Annotated in this window: 16 protein-coding genes; 9 read left to right on the forward strand and 7 right to left on the reverse strand. The window is 69.8% G+C overall.

What is annotated here, in order from left to right; all coding sequences use genetic code 11:
• Positions 1-4 precede the first annotated feature (4 nt).
• From ACLJRL_RS23065 to ACLJRL_RS23105, 9 genes are all read left to right on the forward strand, one after another.
• On the forward strand, positions 5-1,312 hold the full coding sequence (locus ACLJRL_RS23065; RefSeq protein WP_410658332.1) for a PrgI family protein: 1,308 nt from the start codon (positions 5-7) through the stop codon (positions 1,310-1,312).
• Between the two features lie 7 nt (positions 1,313-1,319).
• On the forward strand, positions 1,320-3,254 hold the full coding sequence (locus ACLJRL_RS23070; RefSeq protein WP_410658333.1) for a VirB4 family type IV secretion system protein: 1,935 nt from the start codon (positions 1,320-1,322) through the stop codon (positions 3,252-3,254).
• Between the two features lie 66 nt (positions 3,255-3,320).
• The gene (locus tag ACLJRL_RS23075; protein WP_410658334.1) at positions 3,321-5,879 is read left to right on the forward strand and encodes a type IV secretory system conjugative DNA transfer family protein; all 2,559 of its coding nucleotides are present in this window, start codon (positions 3,321-3,323) and stop codon (positions 5,877-5,879) included.
• Between the two features lie 131 nt (positions 5,880-6,010).
• The gene (locus tag ACLJRL_RS23080; protein WP_410658335.1) at positions 6,011-7,090 is read left to right on the forward strand and encodes a replication-relaxation family protein; all 1,080 of its coding nucleotides are present in this window, start codon (positions 6,011-6,013) and stop codon (positions 7,088-7,090) included.
• A gap of 71 nt (positions 7,091-7,161) precedes the next feature.
• Positions 7,162-8,136, forward strand: coding sequence for a C40 family peptidase (locus tag ACLJRL_RS23085; RefSeq protein ID WP_410658336.1), 975 nt, complete (start codon positions 7,162-7,164; stop codon positions 8,134-8,136).
• A gap of 322 nt (positions 8,137-8,458) precedes the next feature.
• Complete coding sequence (locus tag ACLJRL_RS23090; RefSeq protein WP_410658337.1) at positions 8,459-9,052, forward strand: hypothetical protein; 594 nt, start codon at positions 8,459-8,461, stop codon at positions 9,050-9,052.
• A 6-nt stretch (positions 9,053-9,058) separates the two neighbouring features.
• Positions 9,059-10,198, forward strand: a complete 1,140-nt coding sequence (locus ACLJRL_RS23095; RefSeq protein ID WP_410658338.1) for a hypothetical protein — start codon at positions 9,059-9,061, stop codon at positions 10,196-10,198.
• Between the two features lie 107 nt (positions 10,199-10,305).
• Positions 10,306-10,764, forward strand: a complete 459-nt coding sequence (locus tag ACLJRL_RS23100; RefSeq protein WP_410658339.1) for a hypothetical protein — start codon at positions 10,306-10,308, stop codon at positions 10,762-10,764.
• 372 nt (positions 10,765-11,136) lie between these two features.
• A complete protein-coding gene (locus ACLJRL_RS23105) occupies positions 11,137-12,045 on the forward strand; it encodes a hypothetical protein (RefSeq protein WP_410658340.1) in 909 nt (302 codons plus the stop codon).
• A gap of 230 nt (positions 12,046-12,275) precedes the next feature.
• On the opposite strand, the gene ACLJRL_RS23110 is transcribed toward ACLJRL_RS23105, so the two are convergent.
• The 7 genes from ACLJRL_RS23110 to ACLJRL_RS23140 all read right to left on the reverse strand — a co-directional run bounded on the left by ACLJRL_RS23110 (position 12,276) and on the right by ACLJRL_RS23140 (position 16,218).
• Complete coding sequence (locus ACLJRL_RS23110; RefSeq protein ID WP_410658341.1) at positions 12,276-13,526, reverse strand: DNA/RNA helicase domain-containing protein; 1,251 nt, start codon at positions 13,524-13,526, stop codon at positions 12,276-12,278.
• 46 nt (positions 13,527-13,572) lie between these two features.
• On the reverse strand, positions 13,573-13,710 hold the full coding sequence (locus ACLJRL_RS23115; protein WP_410658342.1) for a hypothetical protein: 138 nt from the start codon (positions 13,708-13,710) through the stop codon (positions 13,573-13,575).
• Positions 13,711-13,959: 249 nt separating this feature from the next.
• Positions 13,960-14,322, reverse strand: coding sequence for a hypothetical protein (locus tag ACLJRL_RS23120; protein WP_410658343.1), 363 nt, complete (start codon positions 14,320-14,322; stop codon positions 13,960-13,962).
• Positions 14,319-14,675, reverse strand: coding sequence for a hypothetical protein (locus ACLJRL_RS23125; RefSeq protein WP_410658344.1), 357 nt, complete (start codon positions 14,673-14,675; stop codon positions 14,319-14,321). Before ACLJRL_RS23125 ends, ACLJRL_RS23120 begins: the two co-directional genes overlap by 4 nt.
• 292 nt (positions 14,676-14,967) lie before the next feature.
• The gene (locus ACLJRL_RS23130; RefSeq protein ID WP_410658345.1) at positions 14,968-15,486 is read right to left on the reverse strand and encodes a hypothetical protein; all 519 of its coding nucleotides are present in this window, start codon (positions 15,484-15,486) and stop codon (positions 14,968-14,970) included.
• A complete protein-coding gene (locus ACLJRL_RS23135; protein WP_410658346.1) occupies positions 15,470-15,688 on the reverse strand; it encodes a hypothetical protein in 219 nt (72 codons plus the stop codon). The genes ACLJRL_RS23130 and ACLJRL_RS23135 overlap by 17 nt, the downstream gene beginning before the upstream one ends.
• 56 nt (positions 15,689-15,744) lie before the next feature.
• On the reverse strand, positions 15,745-16,218 hold the full coding sequence (locus ACLJRL_RS23140; RefSeq protein WP_410658347.1) for a hypothetical protein: 474 nt from the start codon (positions 16,216-16,218) through the stop codon (positions 15,745-15,747).
• Between the last annotated feature and the right edge of the window lie 20 nt (positions 16,219-16,238).

A 16,238-nucleotide genomic window follows, 5' to 3' on the forward strand; every position in this document is an offset into this window, starting at 1 on the left:
CGCCATGACTTCTCCCGTGCGTGTGCCCGCCGACGTCGACCGCCCGGACCGGGTGCTCGGCCCCTTAACGGCCCGGCAACTCGCGATTCTCGGCGGCGCCGGACTCGGGCTTTACGGCCTGTACTCGGTGACCCGTGCGTTCGTGCCGCTGCCCGTGTTCCTCATCGTCGCCATCCCGATCGGGATCACGGTCACCGCGCTGGCTCTCGGGCAGCGCGATGGCCTGCCCCTGGACAAACTCGCGCTCGCCGCGATCCGCCAGCACCTGTCCCCGCGGCACCGGGTCGCCGCCCCCGACGGCGTCCGCGCGGCCCCGACCTGGCTGACCGCGCAGCGTGCCGACAGCCGCACGGGAGGTCGCCGGGGACGGCGCCCGGTGACCTCGGCGGGTGCCGAGGCGGTGTCCCCGTCACCGCTAGAGCTGCCCGCTCATGGCGTGGCCGACACCGGCGCGCACGCCGGGGTCGTCGACCTCGGCGCCGACGGGCTCGCGGTCATCGCGGTGTGCGGCACGGTCAACTTCTCGCTGCGGACACCCGGGGAGCAGGAGGCGCTCGTCGCGTCTTTCGCCCGCTATCTGCACAGCCTGACCGCGCCGGTACAGATCCTCATCCGCGCCGAACGCCTCGACCTCGCCCCGCAGATCGCCGAACTCCGAGCACACGCCGGCGGGCTTCCGCACCCCGCCCTTGAGGCCGCCGCACGCGACCACGCGGACTACCTCGCCGAGCTCACCGCGCACGCGGACCTGCTCCGCCGCCAAGTGCTGCTCGTCCTGCGCGAACCGCTGCGCACCGGCCCAGGCCCCGTCGCCGCGTCGAGCGTGCTGCCATGGCGACACCACAGCCGCGACAACGAACGGCCGATGGATGACGGGGCGAGGCAGGCAGCCGAGCAACGTCTCGTGCGACGTCTCGGCGAGGCCATCGAACTGCTCACCCCGGCCGGGATCGTGGCCACCCCGCTCGACGCCGCCGCCGCGACCGGCGTGCTGGCTGCGGCCTGCAATCCCGACACCTTCCTCCCACCATCCGCTGGCCTGGCCGGCGCGGACGAGGTCATCACCGCCACCACCACTTTCACCGACCTCTACGGCTCCGATGTCGCCGACAACGATGCCGAATTCGCAACGGCCTCTCAGTCCGCCCGGCCAGCGGGTGCATCCGCCGCTGCAGCGACATCGCCCGCCCCCACCCGTCACGAGCCGGAACGACCCGGGCCGTCGCGTTCCAGCCGCTCGCAGGCGTCGGGCCCGTGGCTGTCCGAGGACGAGGACTGGGACTACGACGACGACGAGATCGAAAGCAGGTAAAGACCCCATGGCACGCAACAGAAATCCCAGCACGGCCGCCCGGTCCGGGTCGGCGGGAGCATTCACCCCGGACGCGTTGTCGGTGTCCGCCCGGCACCTCGAGATCGGCAACGAGTTCGTCGCGAGCTTCGGGGTCACGGGCTATCCGCAGGAGGTCTACCCTGGCTGGCTCGCGCCCCTGCTGACCTACCCCGCCCGGCTGGACGTGTCGGTCCATGTTCAGCCGGTCGACCCCGCCACGGCTGCCAGCGGCCTGCGCAAGCAACGAGCCAAACTGGAATCGAGCAGGCGGCACAACGCGCGGCATGACCGGCTCGACGACCCGGATCTCGACGCCGCCGCCGAGGACGCCGCCGACCTGTCGCGGAGCATCGCCCGCGGCGACGGGAAACTCTTCAAATTCGGGCTCTACCTGACCGTGCACGCCCCGGACGAAGCCTCCCTCGCCGAGGAGGTGTCGGCGCTGCGATCGCTGTGCGCGTCGTTGCTGCTGGACGCGAAACCGGCCACGTACCGGGCGTTGCAGGGCTGGGTGAGCACCCTGCCCCTCGGGCTGGACCCGCTCGGGCTGACGAGGACGTTCGACACCGCCGCGGTCAGCGCCGCGTATCCGTTCACCTCGCCGGACCTGCCCCCGACCGACCCGACCACCTCCGTCCCGTCCGGCGTGCTCTACGGCTACAACGTCGGTAGTTCGGGGCTGGTGCACTGGGACCGGTTCGCCTGCGACAACTACAACATGGTCGTGCTGGGCCGCTCCGGCTCGGGCAAGTCCTATCTCGTCAAACTCGAGACCCTGCGCAGCCTCTACCGCGTTCTCGGCGACACCGAGAACGGGTGGGCCGCGGACGGGGTACAGGCGTTCGTCGTCGACCCCGAGGACGAGTACGCCCGGCTGGCCTCCCAGGTCGGCGGCACCTACGTCCACCTCGGCGCGGGTGGGGTCCGGCTGAATCCGTTCGACCTGCCCGTGCACGTCGGCGCGAACGGACGCCGCACCGCGCCGCAGGACGCCCTCAAACGCCGCAGCCTGTTCCTGCACACCGTCCTGGCCGTGCTCTTCGGCACGGAGATCACCGCCGCCGAACGCGCCGTCCTCGACACCGCGATCACCACCACCTACGCCAGCGTGGGCATCACCGGCGACACCCGCACCTGGACCCGCCCGGCGCCGCTGCTACGCGACCTGCGCGACACCCTCGCCGACTCGGGCGGCCGCGGCGACACGGTGGCCGCAGACCTCGCCGCCCGGCTACACCCGTTCGTCGACGGCTCGTTCGCCGACCTCTTCGACGGGCCCACCACCGCCACCCCGGACGGGCACCTCGTCGTGTTCTCCCTGCGGGATCTGCCCGACGAACTGCGCGCGATCGGCACCCTGCTCGTGCTCGACGCGGTCTGGCGGCGGGTCTCCAACCCCGCCCACCGGCGGCCACGGCTGGTCGTGGTCGACGAGGCATGGCTGCTCATGCAACAGCCCGAAGGCGCACGTTTTCTGTTCCGCATGGCCAAAGCCGCCCGTAAACACTGGTGCGGGCTCACCGTGGCAACCCAGGACACCGCCGACGTGCTCAGCAGCGATCTGGGCAAAGCCATCGTGACCAACGCGGCCACCCAAGTGCTGCTGCGCCAGGCACCCCAGGCCATCGACGAGATCGCCGACGCCTTCGACCTCTCCGCCGGCGAGCGGCAGTTCCTGCTATCCGCCGACCGCGGCCAGGGCCTGTTGTCCTCGGGCACGCAGCGGGTGGCGTTCCAATCGCTGGCCTCGCCTACGGAGAACTTCCTGGTCACCACCGACCCCGCCGAACTCGCCACATTCGCCGACCAGGACCCCGATGCCACCGACAACGGCCTCGCCGACGCCTACATCGACCTCGGCCCCGTCGACGCGGCCGTCGACGCCGACGACGCGGGACCGGTCGACGTCGGCCCCGAGTAGTTCCGGCCTCGGGCCGCACTCGACTTTCCCTTATCTCACAAGAGTTTCCCGGAAGGAAGTTCCGTCATGCCCGTGCACACCGCTGCACCCCCGGTGACGCAGACCTGGGTGAGTGACTACCTGCGTGACCCCGGCGGCACCACCGGTCGCCTGCTCGCCGCCGCAGGCGACTGGGCACTGGCCTGGGGACCGGTCGCCGCCCCGGTCCTCATCCTCGCGGTTGTGGCCGTCGCCGTGACGCGGCGCTGGTGGCGCACTCGCCGCCACACCGCGCTGCTGGCCGATGCTCGCCGGATCACCGTGCTCGCCCCGCCGACCGTCGATCCCGCCGGTGGGGCCGCGGTCTGGTCCAACCTCGTCGGCCTGCTCCGCCCGGCCTGGCGGCGGCTCTGGGCCGGGCAGCCACACCTGGCGATGGAGTACGTGTTCGGCGAGCACGGCGTCACCATCCAGTTCTGGGTCCCCGGCGTCATCCCGCCGTCGCTGGTGGAACGGGCGGTCGAGGCTGCCTGGCCCGGCGCCCACACCCGCACCACACCGGCCACCTCGCCGTTCCCCGCGCTGGAGACAGGGCGCCGGCGGATCACCGTCGGCGGCCAGCTGCGCCTCGCCCGCACCGAGGCCCTCCCGATCCGCACGGCGTTCGACGCCGACCCGATCCGCGGGCTGCTCGGCGCGCCGGTCGGGCTCGGCCGGGACGAGCGGGCTTGCGTGCAGATCCTCGCCCGTCCGGTCACCGGCCGCCGCGTCGCCCAAGCCCGCCGCGCCGCCCGCCGGGTCCACCACGGCTCCTCAGGGCGCCTCGGGGCACGGATCCTCGACGCGATCACCCCAGGCGCGAACGCCACCCGCACTCGCCGGACCTCGGACTCGCGCAGGATCAGCCAGGACCCGCAGCTATCGCTCGAATATTCGACACAGAACAAGGCGATCGTGGGTAAACAGCGCGGTTCGCAATACGAGACGGTGATCCGGTACGCCGTGGCCACCGACCTTCCCGCCGACGCGGCCGACGACCTGGTCCGCCAGGCCCGCGACACCGCACGCGGGCGGGCGCACGCGCTGGCCGCCGCGTTCGCCGCCTACACCGACCACAACCACTACACCCGCACCCGCCTGCGCCACCCCGCCCGCGCGCTCGCCGACCGGCGCCTCGGCAGCGGCGACCTGCTCTCGGTGCCCGAACTCGCGGCGCTGGCGCACCTGCCGACCGACGCCGAGATCCCCGGCGTCGAACGCGCCGGAGCCAAAGCCGTCGCCCCACCACCCGGCATACCCGCCCCAGGCCCTGGTGTGATGCCGCTGGGACACTCCGACACCGGCCACGACCGGCCCGTCGGGCTACGGCTCGCCGACGCCCGCTACCACATGCACCTGATCGGACCGACCGGCTCCGGGAAGTCCACCCTGCTCGGCCAGATCATCCTCGACGACGTCGACAACCAGCGCGGTGTCGTCTTGATCGACCCGAAAGGCGACCTGGTCACCGACATCCTCAACCGGCTCCCGCGCAGCGCGGCGGACCGGGTGGTGCTGTTCGACGCCGACTCCCGACACCGCCCACCCATCCTGAACCCTCTGGAGGGCGGGGAAACCGACCGCGAGGTCGACAACCTCGTCTCCGTCTTCCGCCGCGTGTACTCGGCGTTCTGGGGACCGCGCACCGACGACCTCATGCGCGCCGCCTGCCTCACCCTGCGCGCCCAAGAGGCCGTGCCGACCCTCGCCGACCTGCCGAAACTCCTCACCAGTGAAGCGTTCCGGTCCCGCATCACTTCCGGGCTGACCGATCCGGTGCTGCGCGGGTTCTGGGAGTGGTACGACGAACTCACCGATAGCTCTCGTTCTCAGGTGATCTCGCCGCTGATGAACAAACTGCGCGCGTTCTTGCTGCGGCCCTTCGTGAAGGAAGCCATCGCCGGAGGTCGGTCCACTGTGGACATGTCGCAGGTGCTCGACGAGGGCGGGATCTGCCTCGTGCGCATCCCGAAAGGATCGCTGGGGGAAGAGACCACGCGGCTGGTCGGATCGCTGGTGGTGGCCCGCACCTGGCAGGCCACCACTGCCCGCGCCCGTGTCCCGCAGCGCCTGCGCCCCGACGCGCACACCGTGATCGACGAATGCCACAACTTCCTGCATCTCCCCTACCCCATGGAAGACATGCTCGCCGAAGCCCGCGCGTTCCGGAACGGATTCATCCTGGCCCACCAGCACCTCGGCCAGCTATCGAGAGAACTCAAGGAAGGCCTCTCCACCAACGCCCGCAACAAAATCATCTACTCCTCCTCCCCCGAGGACGCCCGCGAACTCGCCCGCCACACCACACCCCGGCTCTCCGAACACGACCTCTCCCACCTCGGCGTCTACCACGCCGCCGCACGCCTGGTCGTACACGGCGAGGAAACCGAACCCTTCACCATGACCACCGCGCCCCTGCCCGACCCGATCCCCGGACGCGCCCGGGAGATCCGGGCCGTGCTCCGCGCCCAGCGCCGCGCGCACAGCACCACCAGTAGCACCGCACCCCGCACCGGAAACCCAGCGGCCACCACCGCGACACAGGCCGGACACCGGCTTCCGCCGCCCCGGCCACCCAGGACCGACCCACGCCGCACCCGGCCCTAGACACCCGAACAATGCGCATTTTCCTTCGCATCACAAGGAAACAGCCACTCGCCCCCAGGCCCCGGCCGGGGCCTGCACCGGTCTGTCCACAGCACTTGTCCACAGCCTGTTGGCAACCACAGGAGTGCCCGTTGATCACGACCACTACCCGCCAGCACGCCTTGCGGGATCACCTGCCCGGACGTCACACCGCCCGAGCCGCCAGTTCCGTTGCGCACCAGGCCATGCTCGCCTCCCGCCTCACCACCCGCGACAAGTGGCTCCTGGCCTTGCTTCACGAACACCGGGTTCTGACCAGTTTTCAGATCCAGGACGCCGCCTTCCCGTCGGGCCGGTCGGCACGCCAGCGGGTCCGGGATCTCTATCTCTGGCGTGCGATGTCGCGGTTCCAGCCATTCCAGCAACTCGGGTCCGCCCCCATGCACTACGTCCTCGGCCCCGCCGGTGCCGCCGTGCTCGCCGCTGAACACGGCCTCGAGGTCAAGGAACTCGGCTACCGGCACGACCGCGCCATGGCCATCGCCCACAACCAGCGCCTCGCGCACACCGTCGGCGTGAACGACTTCTTCACCTCCCTGATCGCCCGCACCCGCCACACCAAGGCCGACGAGGCGGTGACGGCCTGGTGGTCGGAATCCCGCTGCGCCCGTCACTTCGGCGACCTCGTCATCCCCGACGGCTACGGCCGCTGGCGCACCCACCACCACGGCACCACGAAGGAGGTGGAGTGGTTCCTCGAATTCGACACCGGAACCGAGTCCCTCACCAAGGTCGGCCGCAAGCTGGCCGGCTACGCGCGGCTGGCCGAGTCGACCGGGATCGCGACGCCGGTGCTGATGTGGCTACCGACCACCCGCCGTGAAGCCGGTGCCCGCACCGCCCTGGCCCGCGTCCACGCCGGACTCGACGCCCCTCGCACGGTGCCGGTGGCCACTGCCGCGGCCGACCTGCTCGACCCCGCCTCGCCGCATCCGAGCCCGGCAGAGGCGGTCTGGCTACCACTGACCTCGGCCCGCACTGATCGCGCCGGCCCGCGCTACAGCCTCGCCGACCTTGCCGACGCCTGGCCCGGTCTGAAACCACCGGCCGGTCCCGGCACCGAGGACGGTGACGGCGAGGCCGCGGCGGCGGCCTCGCCGTACCGACTGCCACCACCGAGTCCGATCCCACCGCGGGCAACGCCGAACCGGATCGCGCGCGGCGAGAACTGACCTGGCAGCACCAGCTCGTCCGCAACGCGTCCCGTTGCCACCTGTCGCCGTGAAAGGAGCGCGATCCAGCCATGGGAAGCAAACTCGGGGCCGCCGTCGGCGCCGTGGTCCTCGCCATTCCGTTGCTCATCGGCGCCGGTGTCGCCGGCATCGTCAGCTCGTTGTCCGGCGGCAACGTCGCGAGTTCGCTGATCTGCACACCCGACGGGGCGATGACCGGCACGGTGGCGGGCCTGACCGCCGAGCAGATGGGCAACGCCGCCACCATCGTCGCGGTCGGCAGACAGATGGCGATACCCGAGCCGGGCTGGGTGGTCGCGATCGCCGCCGCGATGCAGGAGTCCAAGCTTCGTAACCTGCACTACGGCGATCGCGACTCCCTCGGACTCTTCCAGCAACGCCCCTCGATGGGCTGGGGCACCCCGCAACAGATCACCACCCCGACCTACGCGGCAACCAAGTTCTTCGAGCGCCTCAATGCCACACCGAACTGGCAGAGCATGAGCGTCAACGACGCCGCACAGACCGTGCAGGGCTCAGGGTTCCCCAATGCTTACGCACAGCACGAGGACAAGGCGCGTGCGGTCGTCGCGGCTGTGTCCGGGGTGCGCTGCCAGCCCGCGCCCACTACGGCCGGAACTGGTGACTGCAAAGACATCCAGGCGCCGAACGCTGCCGCGATGATCGCCATCAACTATGCGTGCGGGCAACGAGGGTTGCCGTATGTGTGGGGCGGCAACGGTCCGTTGAACGGCGACAGCGGATTCGACTGCTCAGGCTTGACCAAGGCCGCCTACAACGCGGCCGGAATCTCGCTTCCCCGCACCGCACACACTCAATACCACGCCGGGCCAGGAGTACCCGACGGGCAGCTCCTGCCGGGCGACCTCGTCTTCTACGGCACACCCTCGAAAATCCGGCACGTCGGACTCTATATCGGGGCAGGGAAGATGGTGAACGCCCCGGACTTCGGTCAAGTCGTGCGAATCGACGACTACCGCCATCCCGGCGACGACTACGCGGGCGCCACACGGCCCGCACAGTGATCTCGCTGCAAGCGAGCTCTGCTGCCCGCGCGGATCTTGTGTCTCAAGTCGCAGTACAAAGCAGCCTTCGAGGTCGGCGGATCGTACGCGTGGCTTTGCTTTCGACTGGTTTCATAACGCCATCCACGCTTGACCTGTCGCGAATGTCAAATGCCCGCCGTCGTTACCGTCGAGGCTATCGCCGAATTCCCGATCCCGTGATATTACACGGATGCGTCGAGTCAAAACCTATACCTGGCTTGACATCCCGACGTGTATGGAGCGTCCCTGGACATGTCATAGCGCGGATCGCGCACCGCATTGCCACAGGGATGTGTCTCTTATGGACGGACTACACGCTACCGTTCCCGGCCGTGCCGCGGCGCTACCGGCGTTGCCGGAAGGCGAGGTGTGGGTGGCGATGCCGTACAAACCGGCATTCCCCGGCATCATCCCCGCCGACGAGACACCACCGGGCGTCATCGAGGACCAGACCCGCTTCCCTGCCCTGCACAACCTAAACAACGACGCCGAGGTCGGACTGCGGTGCCGCCCCACCGTCGCGCGCTGGATCGGGACTCATCTGGAATCGTTTTACAGCAACGCCGACTACCGTTTCACCTGGTATGGGGACGCCCTGGAAATCCACGACGGCGGCCCCTGGGACGACGCCGACGGTTCGCCGCCGCGCGTGATCCGGCCTGGGGACGACGGCCGTTACGAGATCCGTGACCTGTGGTATCCCGTCGCCCCGGCGGCGGTCGGCGAGCTGTATCAGCGGCATCCTGACGCGCTGGTCACGCTGGCACGCGACGACGCCCCGTCCCCCGTCCCGCACATGGTGGCGTACCTGACCGATCATCCCGGTGCGCCGTCGTCGTTACGGCGCGGCATCGAGACCGCGCTGGCGAAACTCGCCACTGACCTGGACCGGTGACCACCGATGACAGCGGTGGTCACGGCCTACGACGTCCCCGAGATCCGGGCCCGCATGACCGAATGGACCCGGGACCCCGGCCTGGACGGCGCGGGCAACTGGTACCGGTTCTTCGTCGGCCCCCGGCCCGAGGACTCGGCGGGAGAGCCCGCGTTCCCGCCACTGGACGACGTCGGCGCCACGATCGCGGACACACTCCGCGCCCAGATCCCGGCCGCCGAGCTGTTCTACGTCTCCGCCAACCTGACCGACCTCGCCAGCCACGCCGCGACCACGCTGGCCGACTACCGCCTCCACCCCGAAGACCTGCCCGCCCCCGTGGGACTCATGGTCTACGAACACCCACCCGTCACCCAGACCGCCAACGCACTGCACAACGACGTCTCTCTCGTGTCGTGGGGTCCAGGGCGTGGCGGCCTGTGGGTGCAGACCTGGGGCGCTATCCCCGATCCCCTGCCAACAGCGGTCGATGTGGGCCGCAAGCTCGCCCGGCTACCCCGCGACTTCGCCCTGTCCCAGATGCGGAAAGCCGCCGCGCTGAACCTGCCGCTACCCGCCCTGGACAACAAACCCTCCAGCCACGACGACGCCGTCGACCAAGCCGCCAAACACCTCCTAGCCACATTCATGAGCAATACCGAACGCGCACCGATCCCGCCGAGCTTCTCCCCGCCACACGGCTACCAATGGTGCGGCATCACCCCCATGACGTTCACCGACATGAAGGGCTGGCCCAGCGCACTGACCGAAGGCACCTCCGCCGCCACGATCGACGCGCAGCTCGCCCTGCAGCGCACCATCCTCACCACCTGGCTCCTGATGGGTCAGACCCTCGTACGTTCCGAACGGACAGCCGCGCCCCGCGCCGCCCGCCGCCGCATCGAACGCTACGACCCCGCCCTCAATCAGGGCGTCCGGCTCGTCGACCTCCGGCGCGCCCGCACCACACCCGCCGACCGCCACAGCGACGCCTTCGGCCAAGGCACACGCGAATACCACCACAGCTGGATCGTTCGCGGCCACTGGCGCAACCAGTACTACCTCAGCCGAGACGACCACCGCCCCATCTGGATCGCCGACCACCTCGCCGGACCAGAAGACAAACCACTCATCGGCGGCGAACGCGTCAACGTCCTGCGCCGCTAACGCCCGGACACAGCCACCTGCCGTGACGCGAGCGGGCCGCGACTGTCCACAACAGACGACCTGCACCCGCAGGCGATTGAACAACAATGGGAAAGGAAACCCGCATCATGACCACCACAGAAAGCATCGACACCCCGGCGACCCCACCAGCTCCCGCCCCCGTGGCGATCGTGGGCGATTTCTACGACAACACCGCCGAACTGCCGCTTCGGGACATCGCCGCCCGCATCCGCGAAGACCTCGTCGCCATCCAGGACGACGACATGATCCACGCCGACGCCGAGTTCGCCGTCGCGGCGGATGAATCGGTTCCGCAGAACCAGATCCGCATCACGATCGCCGGGTTGCCCCACAGCGATCACGGCACCGCTGACGCACCGACCATGGACGTGACGCGAGAACTCTTCCGGTCGGCGTTCGCACTCGCCAGCCACTACAACCGGTTCGTCAGCAGCCCCTACCAGCTGCGGTACCTCGTGGTCATCCAAGCCGTCCACAACAGCGGCACCGTCTACGCCGAAGGCGTCGGCGGCATCGGTCTCTGGGGCACGCTGCCCCAGACCTGACCCGCCCCGAAACGACAACATGCCCATTACGGGGCGCGGCCATCACGAGCCGCGCCCCGTAATGGGTCGACAGCTACGGCACCGTCACCTACTCAGGGTGCCGCCCCGGTTGCGTAACACCCGGAGCGAACCGCGAAACGCCGAAACACCCGACGGCGGCCACCCATACGTGGGCCCGTTCGTATTGGACAACACGGAAAACACAACGTGTCCACATGAGACACGTGTCTTGTTTGACGGATCGCTTGACAATGGCGCGGTGACGAAGCGTCCATAGACGTGTAGCCCGAACAACCGGATGCGCACCGGCGGGCCAACGCCCCGGCCGGGGCATGACCATCCCCATTCCATACCTAACGCATGGAGTCCGTCATGTCCCGCAAGAACCACACCACCCCGATCCCTGACGCCACCGACAGCGACCGCCACCTGCATGCCGTGTCCGATGCGCCCGGCACGCAGAACGCGCCCACCACGGAAGACAAAGTGCGGGCGGCGCTGACCGCCAATCCCGCCTCCACGACCGCCGCACTGGCGATGACCGCCGGAGTCGGCCGTTCGACCGCCGCGAAGATCCTGGCCTGCTGGGGGCGCGACGGCACCGCGATCCGGACCGCCGGAGACGGCCCGCGCAATCCCGACACGTGGGCGCTCGCCCCGTCGGACCGTGATGCCACACCCGGCACCGAGGACACGCGACCGGACACCACAGCGAGCGACACCACCGACGGCGCCGAGGCGGCAGCGGAGACCACCTCCGACACCGACGGCGCGACCATCACGGACACGACGGCAGCGCAGGACACCACCACCGGTTCGGACGCCGATGACGACGCGGAGTCCCCCGCCACGGACACCACCAACGACGAGGTCGGTCCGGTAACTGCCGCCGACGTCGAGAACGACACCAGCCCGTTGCCCGACACCGCACCGGGGGATCCGGCCGACAGCACGACCGGGACCGAGCCGTCTGCGGCGGAACCGCCTGCGGTCGCCGACACCACCGACACCGCCCGCCCGGACAAGGACCGACTGCCCAAGGGCGGACTGCGAGCCATGGTGGAGGAATACCTGACCGAACACCCGGGCGAGGACTTCGGGCCCGCCAAAATCGGCAAGGACCTCGGCCGTTCGGGCGGCGCGGTCAACAACGCCCTGGAGAAGCTGGTCGCCGACGGGTACGCGATCAAAACATGCGAGGCACCGAAGCGGTTCGCCATCAACCCGGACAAGACCGACATCCCGAACACGAGCAACGACGCCGCCGAGCCCGCGCTGTAAGCCTGACGCCCGCCCGCCTGATCCGCGCGCGGGACCGCCACCCCTCCCCCAGGGGTAACCGGTCCTGCGCGCTGATCTTTCATGCCACTCCCGCCGCCGTAGGCCGCTTCGTGCCCGGCCCCGACGTAGGAAAGGGCGGTTGTTCCTTTTGTTGCCCTACAACGTCTCCTTGCCCTACAACGTCGATGGGCCATATCCCATAGACTGGTGACAGCGGCGGGGACTGTCGGCTACGCGTCGATCAGGTCGTGCAGCAGGGCGCGGGTTTCGGCGTCGGTGGAGTAGAGCACGGTGCCCGCCGTGGCGCGGGTGAGCAGCACGCGGTAGGTGCGGCGCACCCACAGGTCGACGTCGGCGGCTGCCGCGCCGTCGAGGGCGTCGTCGCGGGTGGCGGCGGGATCAGTGACCCACCGGTCCTCGCGCCACATAAGGTCGGGGCCGAGGATGACGCCGCCGTAGTCGTACTCGAAGCCTTGCGCGCTGTAGACGTTGCCGATCTGGCCGGCGCCCGCGGAATCGATCGCCCACAACGGCGAGGGCGGCATCCCGTTGACCGCGCGCTGGCCCTTCACACTCCACGGGCGACGCCAGTCACCGATCACGATGTCCTCGACCAACGGACTTCCCGGCCTGGCCTCGCTCCACGGCCAGCACAACCCGGCCGTGATCCGGGCGCTCGCCCCGACCTCCGTCTTCGCACGCAGCAGCCGCTCCAGCTCACCGGGACTGTCGGCCACCCGCAGCTCGAACCGTGGCGCGGGTTCTTCTTCCGCGGTCCATGAGGTCGGCGGGCCCGGTGCGCCGTCGAGGCCGAGCAGGCGGCGGGCCCAGCTGTCGTAGCGGACGCTGCGGTGGCGGTGCTGGCTCGTCAGCTCGGTGACGTGCATGGTCGCGCCGCAGACTCGGGCGGCGGTCACGAGGTAGTCGCGGGTGCCGATCTGGCCGGGGCGGACCGCCTGGTCCTCGTCGAGGAGGAACACCACGACGCGGGCGGACTCGATCAGCTGTGCGGCCTGGGTGCGGTCGCTGCGGCGCGAGGCGGGTGTGTAGCGGGTGTTCGAGGTTGCCCGCAGCTGGTGCGCGTCGTCGCACACCAGCAGATCCAGCTGATCGGGCTCGGTGTCGGCGGCGGTGCCGAAGTACTGGAAGAGCTTCTGGGTAGCGCGGGAGCCGTGGCCTGCGGTCTTGCGCAGCGCGGTGGTGAACGCCTGCGAGCCGGTGGCGTGCCGTGCCCGGTGGCCGGCGCGCATTGCCTCGCCGAGCAGAGTCAGCGCGAGGGCGCTCTTGCCCGTACCCGCAGCGCCGGCGACCACCACCACAGTCTTCGGGCCGTCCTCGTCGGCGAGGCACCGTCGCACGTGGCCGAGGACGGCCTGCTGATCGTCGGACAGGGCGAACACGTCGGCGTGGGTGAGCGAGCGTGCCGCGAGGTCGAACAGGATGGGCGCCGCGGAGCGCGAGGGTGATCCGGCGGTCGGCATGACGAGTAGGTCCTCCTCGTTGCGGCGTTGAACGTGTGCCAGGGTCTCAGGACTCGGCCTGGCCTGCCTGGAGGTGCGGCCTCGGGCGAGCGGCGCCGGGGCGGGAGGTGGTCGGCGGCTCGCCGGGCACGATGTCCGGTCGGTGCTCGCGCAACGTCGCTTCCAGCACGATGCCGCGACGCATCCGAGAACACGAACTGTGGTGCTCAAGGATTGCAGCCGGAGATGGCGTCCGACCAGTCCCGCGCGGGCCAGTGGCGCTCGCCGTTGGTGGCCGCCCGGTTCGCTGGATGAAACGTCACGCCGGGCTCCCCCACCAGGTCGGGCGCACCTCACCCTCGGATTTCTCCGAGACGGCTTGCAAGGTCCGCTCCTGGCCGCCGACCCCGTTCGTTGCCGTCCTGGTCAGGGTCGAATCCGATGGTGAGTGCGGTCAACGCGGCTCTCCTTCGACAGTCGTGGCCCGGTCGGTCGAGGCCTGGCGGCCGAGACGGATCCAGCGGTGCGCGACCGGATCCCAGGTGGCGTTCGTCATCAGGCGATTGAGGTCGGGCAGGCCAGGTCCGTACAGCCAGCCGAACTCGAGGCATTCGGCTTCCCCAGGCCATAGCCCGGACCACGTGTCCGGCGGGCACTGGCAGGTCTCGAAGTCGTGACCGAGACGCTGCAGCCCAGTGGCCAGACAGCGAGCTACATCGCACAGCTCGTGGTGGACGTGGCCGATCTCGGCATGACAGTCCGGGCATAGCGGCTCCAGCGGCCGGGTGCTCGAAGACGGCCTGGGCGGGGTGGTCATGCCGACCTCCCGGCCGTGTTGTTCTGGGCATCGATGAACTCGTTCCAGCGCTCGGTCTCGGCGCTGATGTAGGTGTTGTGCAGGCGCACGTCGGGGTTCGCGAGCACTTGGCGGTGCGCGAGGACCAGGCTGGCCCCGGCGGTGATGGCCTCGGCGAGGCGCAGGTGCATGCGCGCCCAGTCGAAACAGCGCCGGTACTCGTCCTGGTCGTACGCGCGGCTGCTGATCGTCGGGTAGATCTCTCGTGCGTGGGTGAACAGGGCCTCGGCGGCGGCGCAGTGCTCAGCGGCGCTGCGCGGATCACCCGCCTTTGTGGCGGCGGCCGGGTCGGCGGGTGCGGTGTTCGGCGACATAGTGTCTTCTCCTTCGGGTTAGTAGGCGCACGCCGAGGACCGCCGGAGGGGTCGGTCCAGCCGTAAAGGGCGGGCAGCATCGATAGGGCGCGGGGCGCGGGTTGGGCTTCGCCGGCCTCGTGGGTCTCAGCGGTGCGCATGAAGAGGGCGACGAGGCTGATGAACTCGTCCGCGGACCGGGCTCGCGTGATCTCGTCGAACCAGTGGCCATCCGGGATGCCGAGGCGGACCGATTCGAGCCAGTCGGCGTCCGGGCCGCGCCCGAGGTAGAAGTCATGTGTCGTCGCGCCACTCATGAGACGTCACCGCCGATGATGGGCATATCGGCGGGCTTCTCCCGCATCAAGGGCATCGGCACCGACGGTGGCGCGGCCGGATCGCGCAGCCACGCATACAGGTCCGGCGGGCCGAGCGGGTCGTCTCCCTCGGGAAACCACGGGTTGTGCGGGTCGATGCGGTGCCAGCGGACCCCGCCCCCGACAGTGGCGAACACCGCCACAGCCCCGGGGTCGAAGGTGATAATCCAGGTGCTGTTGTGGCTGGAGTACCACGGCCACGGCCAGCCGAGCTCGCGCCGGTAAGCGTGACCGAGACGTTCCTCCTCCCAGATATCGAAGCTGTCGGCCAGGGCCGCGCGGAACGTCGCCTCGTCGGTCGCGGTCATCGCCAGCCGCAAGGGTGGGACGGCGAGGAAGTTCTCGGGATAGCACTCCCCGTGCAGGGAGCCGATCCACTCGGCGTCCTCGCCGCGTCCGAGGTAGAAGTCGGTGGTGCTCGATATCGCCAGGCTCTCCTTAACGTGGCGGCGCATAGCGATTCCGGTCGACGGGTGCCGGGACACAGGCGTACGGGTCGGGCGGCGGGTACGGCGGGGCCTCGTCGTGGCGCGGGGCGTCCCGGTCGCGGTCGGCGGCGCGGTCGAGGACGTAGGCGAGCACGACCACCGGGGTCCACGGTCCCGGCAGGACCACGGCCAGCACGGTCCACACGAGACGCTTCTTCCTGTCTTGCATCAGTTCTCCTCGATTCGTTTGCGGTAACGGAAATGAGCTGTCTGCACGGGTGGCACTCAGGGCTGCTGCCAGTTAGGCAGAGGGTCGGGTACGCCGTGAGTGCGGTAGGTCGGGAGCTGGAGTGCGGGCGGCGCGGCCGGGTCGCGCAGCCATCTCGCGAAGTCCGGCGGGCCGCACCGCAACGGTGGGCGCGGGTCGTCGGGGTCCAGGCGATGCCAGCGTTCACCGCCGCCCCCGGTCATGTGCGCGGCGCTGTCGAGGTGGGTGATGATCCAGTCGTTGCTGTGGCTGGATTCCCAGTCCCACGGCCATCCGTTGTGGGGCTCGTGCGCGGCGCCGAGTCCCCTGTAGGCCCACGTCACCAGCAGGGCCCGCACAGCGTGCCGGTAGGCAATGGGTTCTAACGCCGTCAGCACGCAGCGGCCGTGGGGATACTTGAGGAGGTTGTCGGGGTGGCAGGCGAACTGCAGGGAACCGAGCCAGTGCGCCGTCAGCCCGGTGCCGAGGTAGATGTCGGTGCGTGTAGCCATCACGAGGTCCTCTCTTTAGG

It is taken from the genome of Amycolatopsis sp. lyj-112, assembly GCF_046549055.1.
Lineage (GTDB): Bacteria > Actinomycetota > Actinomycetes > Mycobacteriales > Pseudonocardiaceae > Amycolatopsis.

Bases quoted from the DNA above. Each gene is read 5' to 3' on its own strand.
- ACLJRL_RS23125 (WP_410658344.1), bottom strand. From the start codon at position 14,675: ATGTCGCCGAACACCGCACCCGCCGACCCGGCCGCCGCCACAAAGGCG.
- ACLJRL_RS23075 (WP_410658334.1), top strand. From the start codon at position 3,321: ATGCCCGTGCACACCGCTGCACCCCCGGTGACGCAGACCTGGGTGAGT.
- ACLJRL_RS23135 (WP_410658346.1), bottom strand. From the start codon at position 15,688: ATGCAAGACAGGAAGAAGCGTCTCGTGTGGACCGTGCTGGCCGTGGTC.
- ACLJRL_RS23140 (WP_410658347.1), bottom strand. From the start codon at position 16,218: ATGGCTACACGCACCGACATCTACCTCGGCACCGGGCTGACGGCGCAC.
- ACLJRL_RS23115 (WP_410658342.1), bottom strand. From the start codon at position 13,710: ATGCGTCGCGGCATCGTGCTGGAAGCGACGTTGCGCGAGCACCGACCG.
- ACLJRL_RS23130 (WP_410658345.1), bottom strand. From the start codon at position 15,486: ATGCGCCGCCACGTTAAGGAGAGCCTGGCGATATCGAGCACCACCGAC.
- ACLJRL_RS23070 (WP_410658333.1), top strand. From the start codon at position 1,320: ATGGCACGCAACAGAAATCCCAGCACGGCCGCCCGGTCCGGGTCGGCG.
- ACLJRL_RS23120 (WP_410658343.1), bottom strand. From the start codon at position 14,322: ATGACCACCCCGCCCAGGCCGTCTTCGAGCACCCGGCCGCTGGAGCCG.
- ACLJRL_RS23085 (WP_410658336.1), top strand. From the start codon at position 7,162: ATGGGAAGCAAACTCGGGGCCGCCGTCGGCGCCGTGGTCCTCGCCATT.
- ACLJRL_RS23105 (WP_410658340.1), top strand. From the start codon at position 11,137: ATGTCCCGCAAGAACCACACCACCCCGATCCCTGACGCCACCGACAGC.
- ACLJRL_RS23095 (WP_410658338.1), top strand. From the start codon at position 9,059: ATGACAGCGGTGGTCACGGCCTACGACGTCCCCGAGATCCGGGCCCGC.
- ACLJRL_RS23090 (WP_410658337.1), top strand. From the start codon at position 8,459: ATGGACGGACTACACGCTACCGTTCCCGGCCGTGCCGCGGCGCTACCG.
- ACLJRL_RS23100 (WP_410658339.1), top strand. From the start codon at position 10,306: ATGACCACCACAGAAAGCATCGACACCCCGGCGACCCCACCAGCTCCC.
- ACLJRL_RS23110 (WP_410658341.1), bottom strand. From the start codon at position 13,526: ATGCCGACCGCCGGATCACCCTCGCGCTCCGCGGCGCCCATCCTGTTC.
- ACLJRL_RS23065 (WP_410658332.1), top strand. From the start codon at position 5: ATGACTTCTCCCGTGCGTGTGCCCGCCGACGTCGACCGCCCGGACCGG.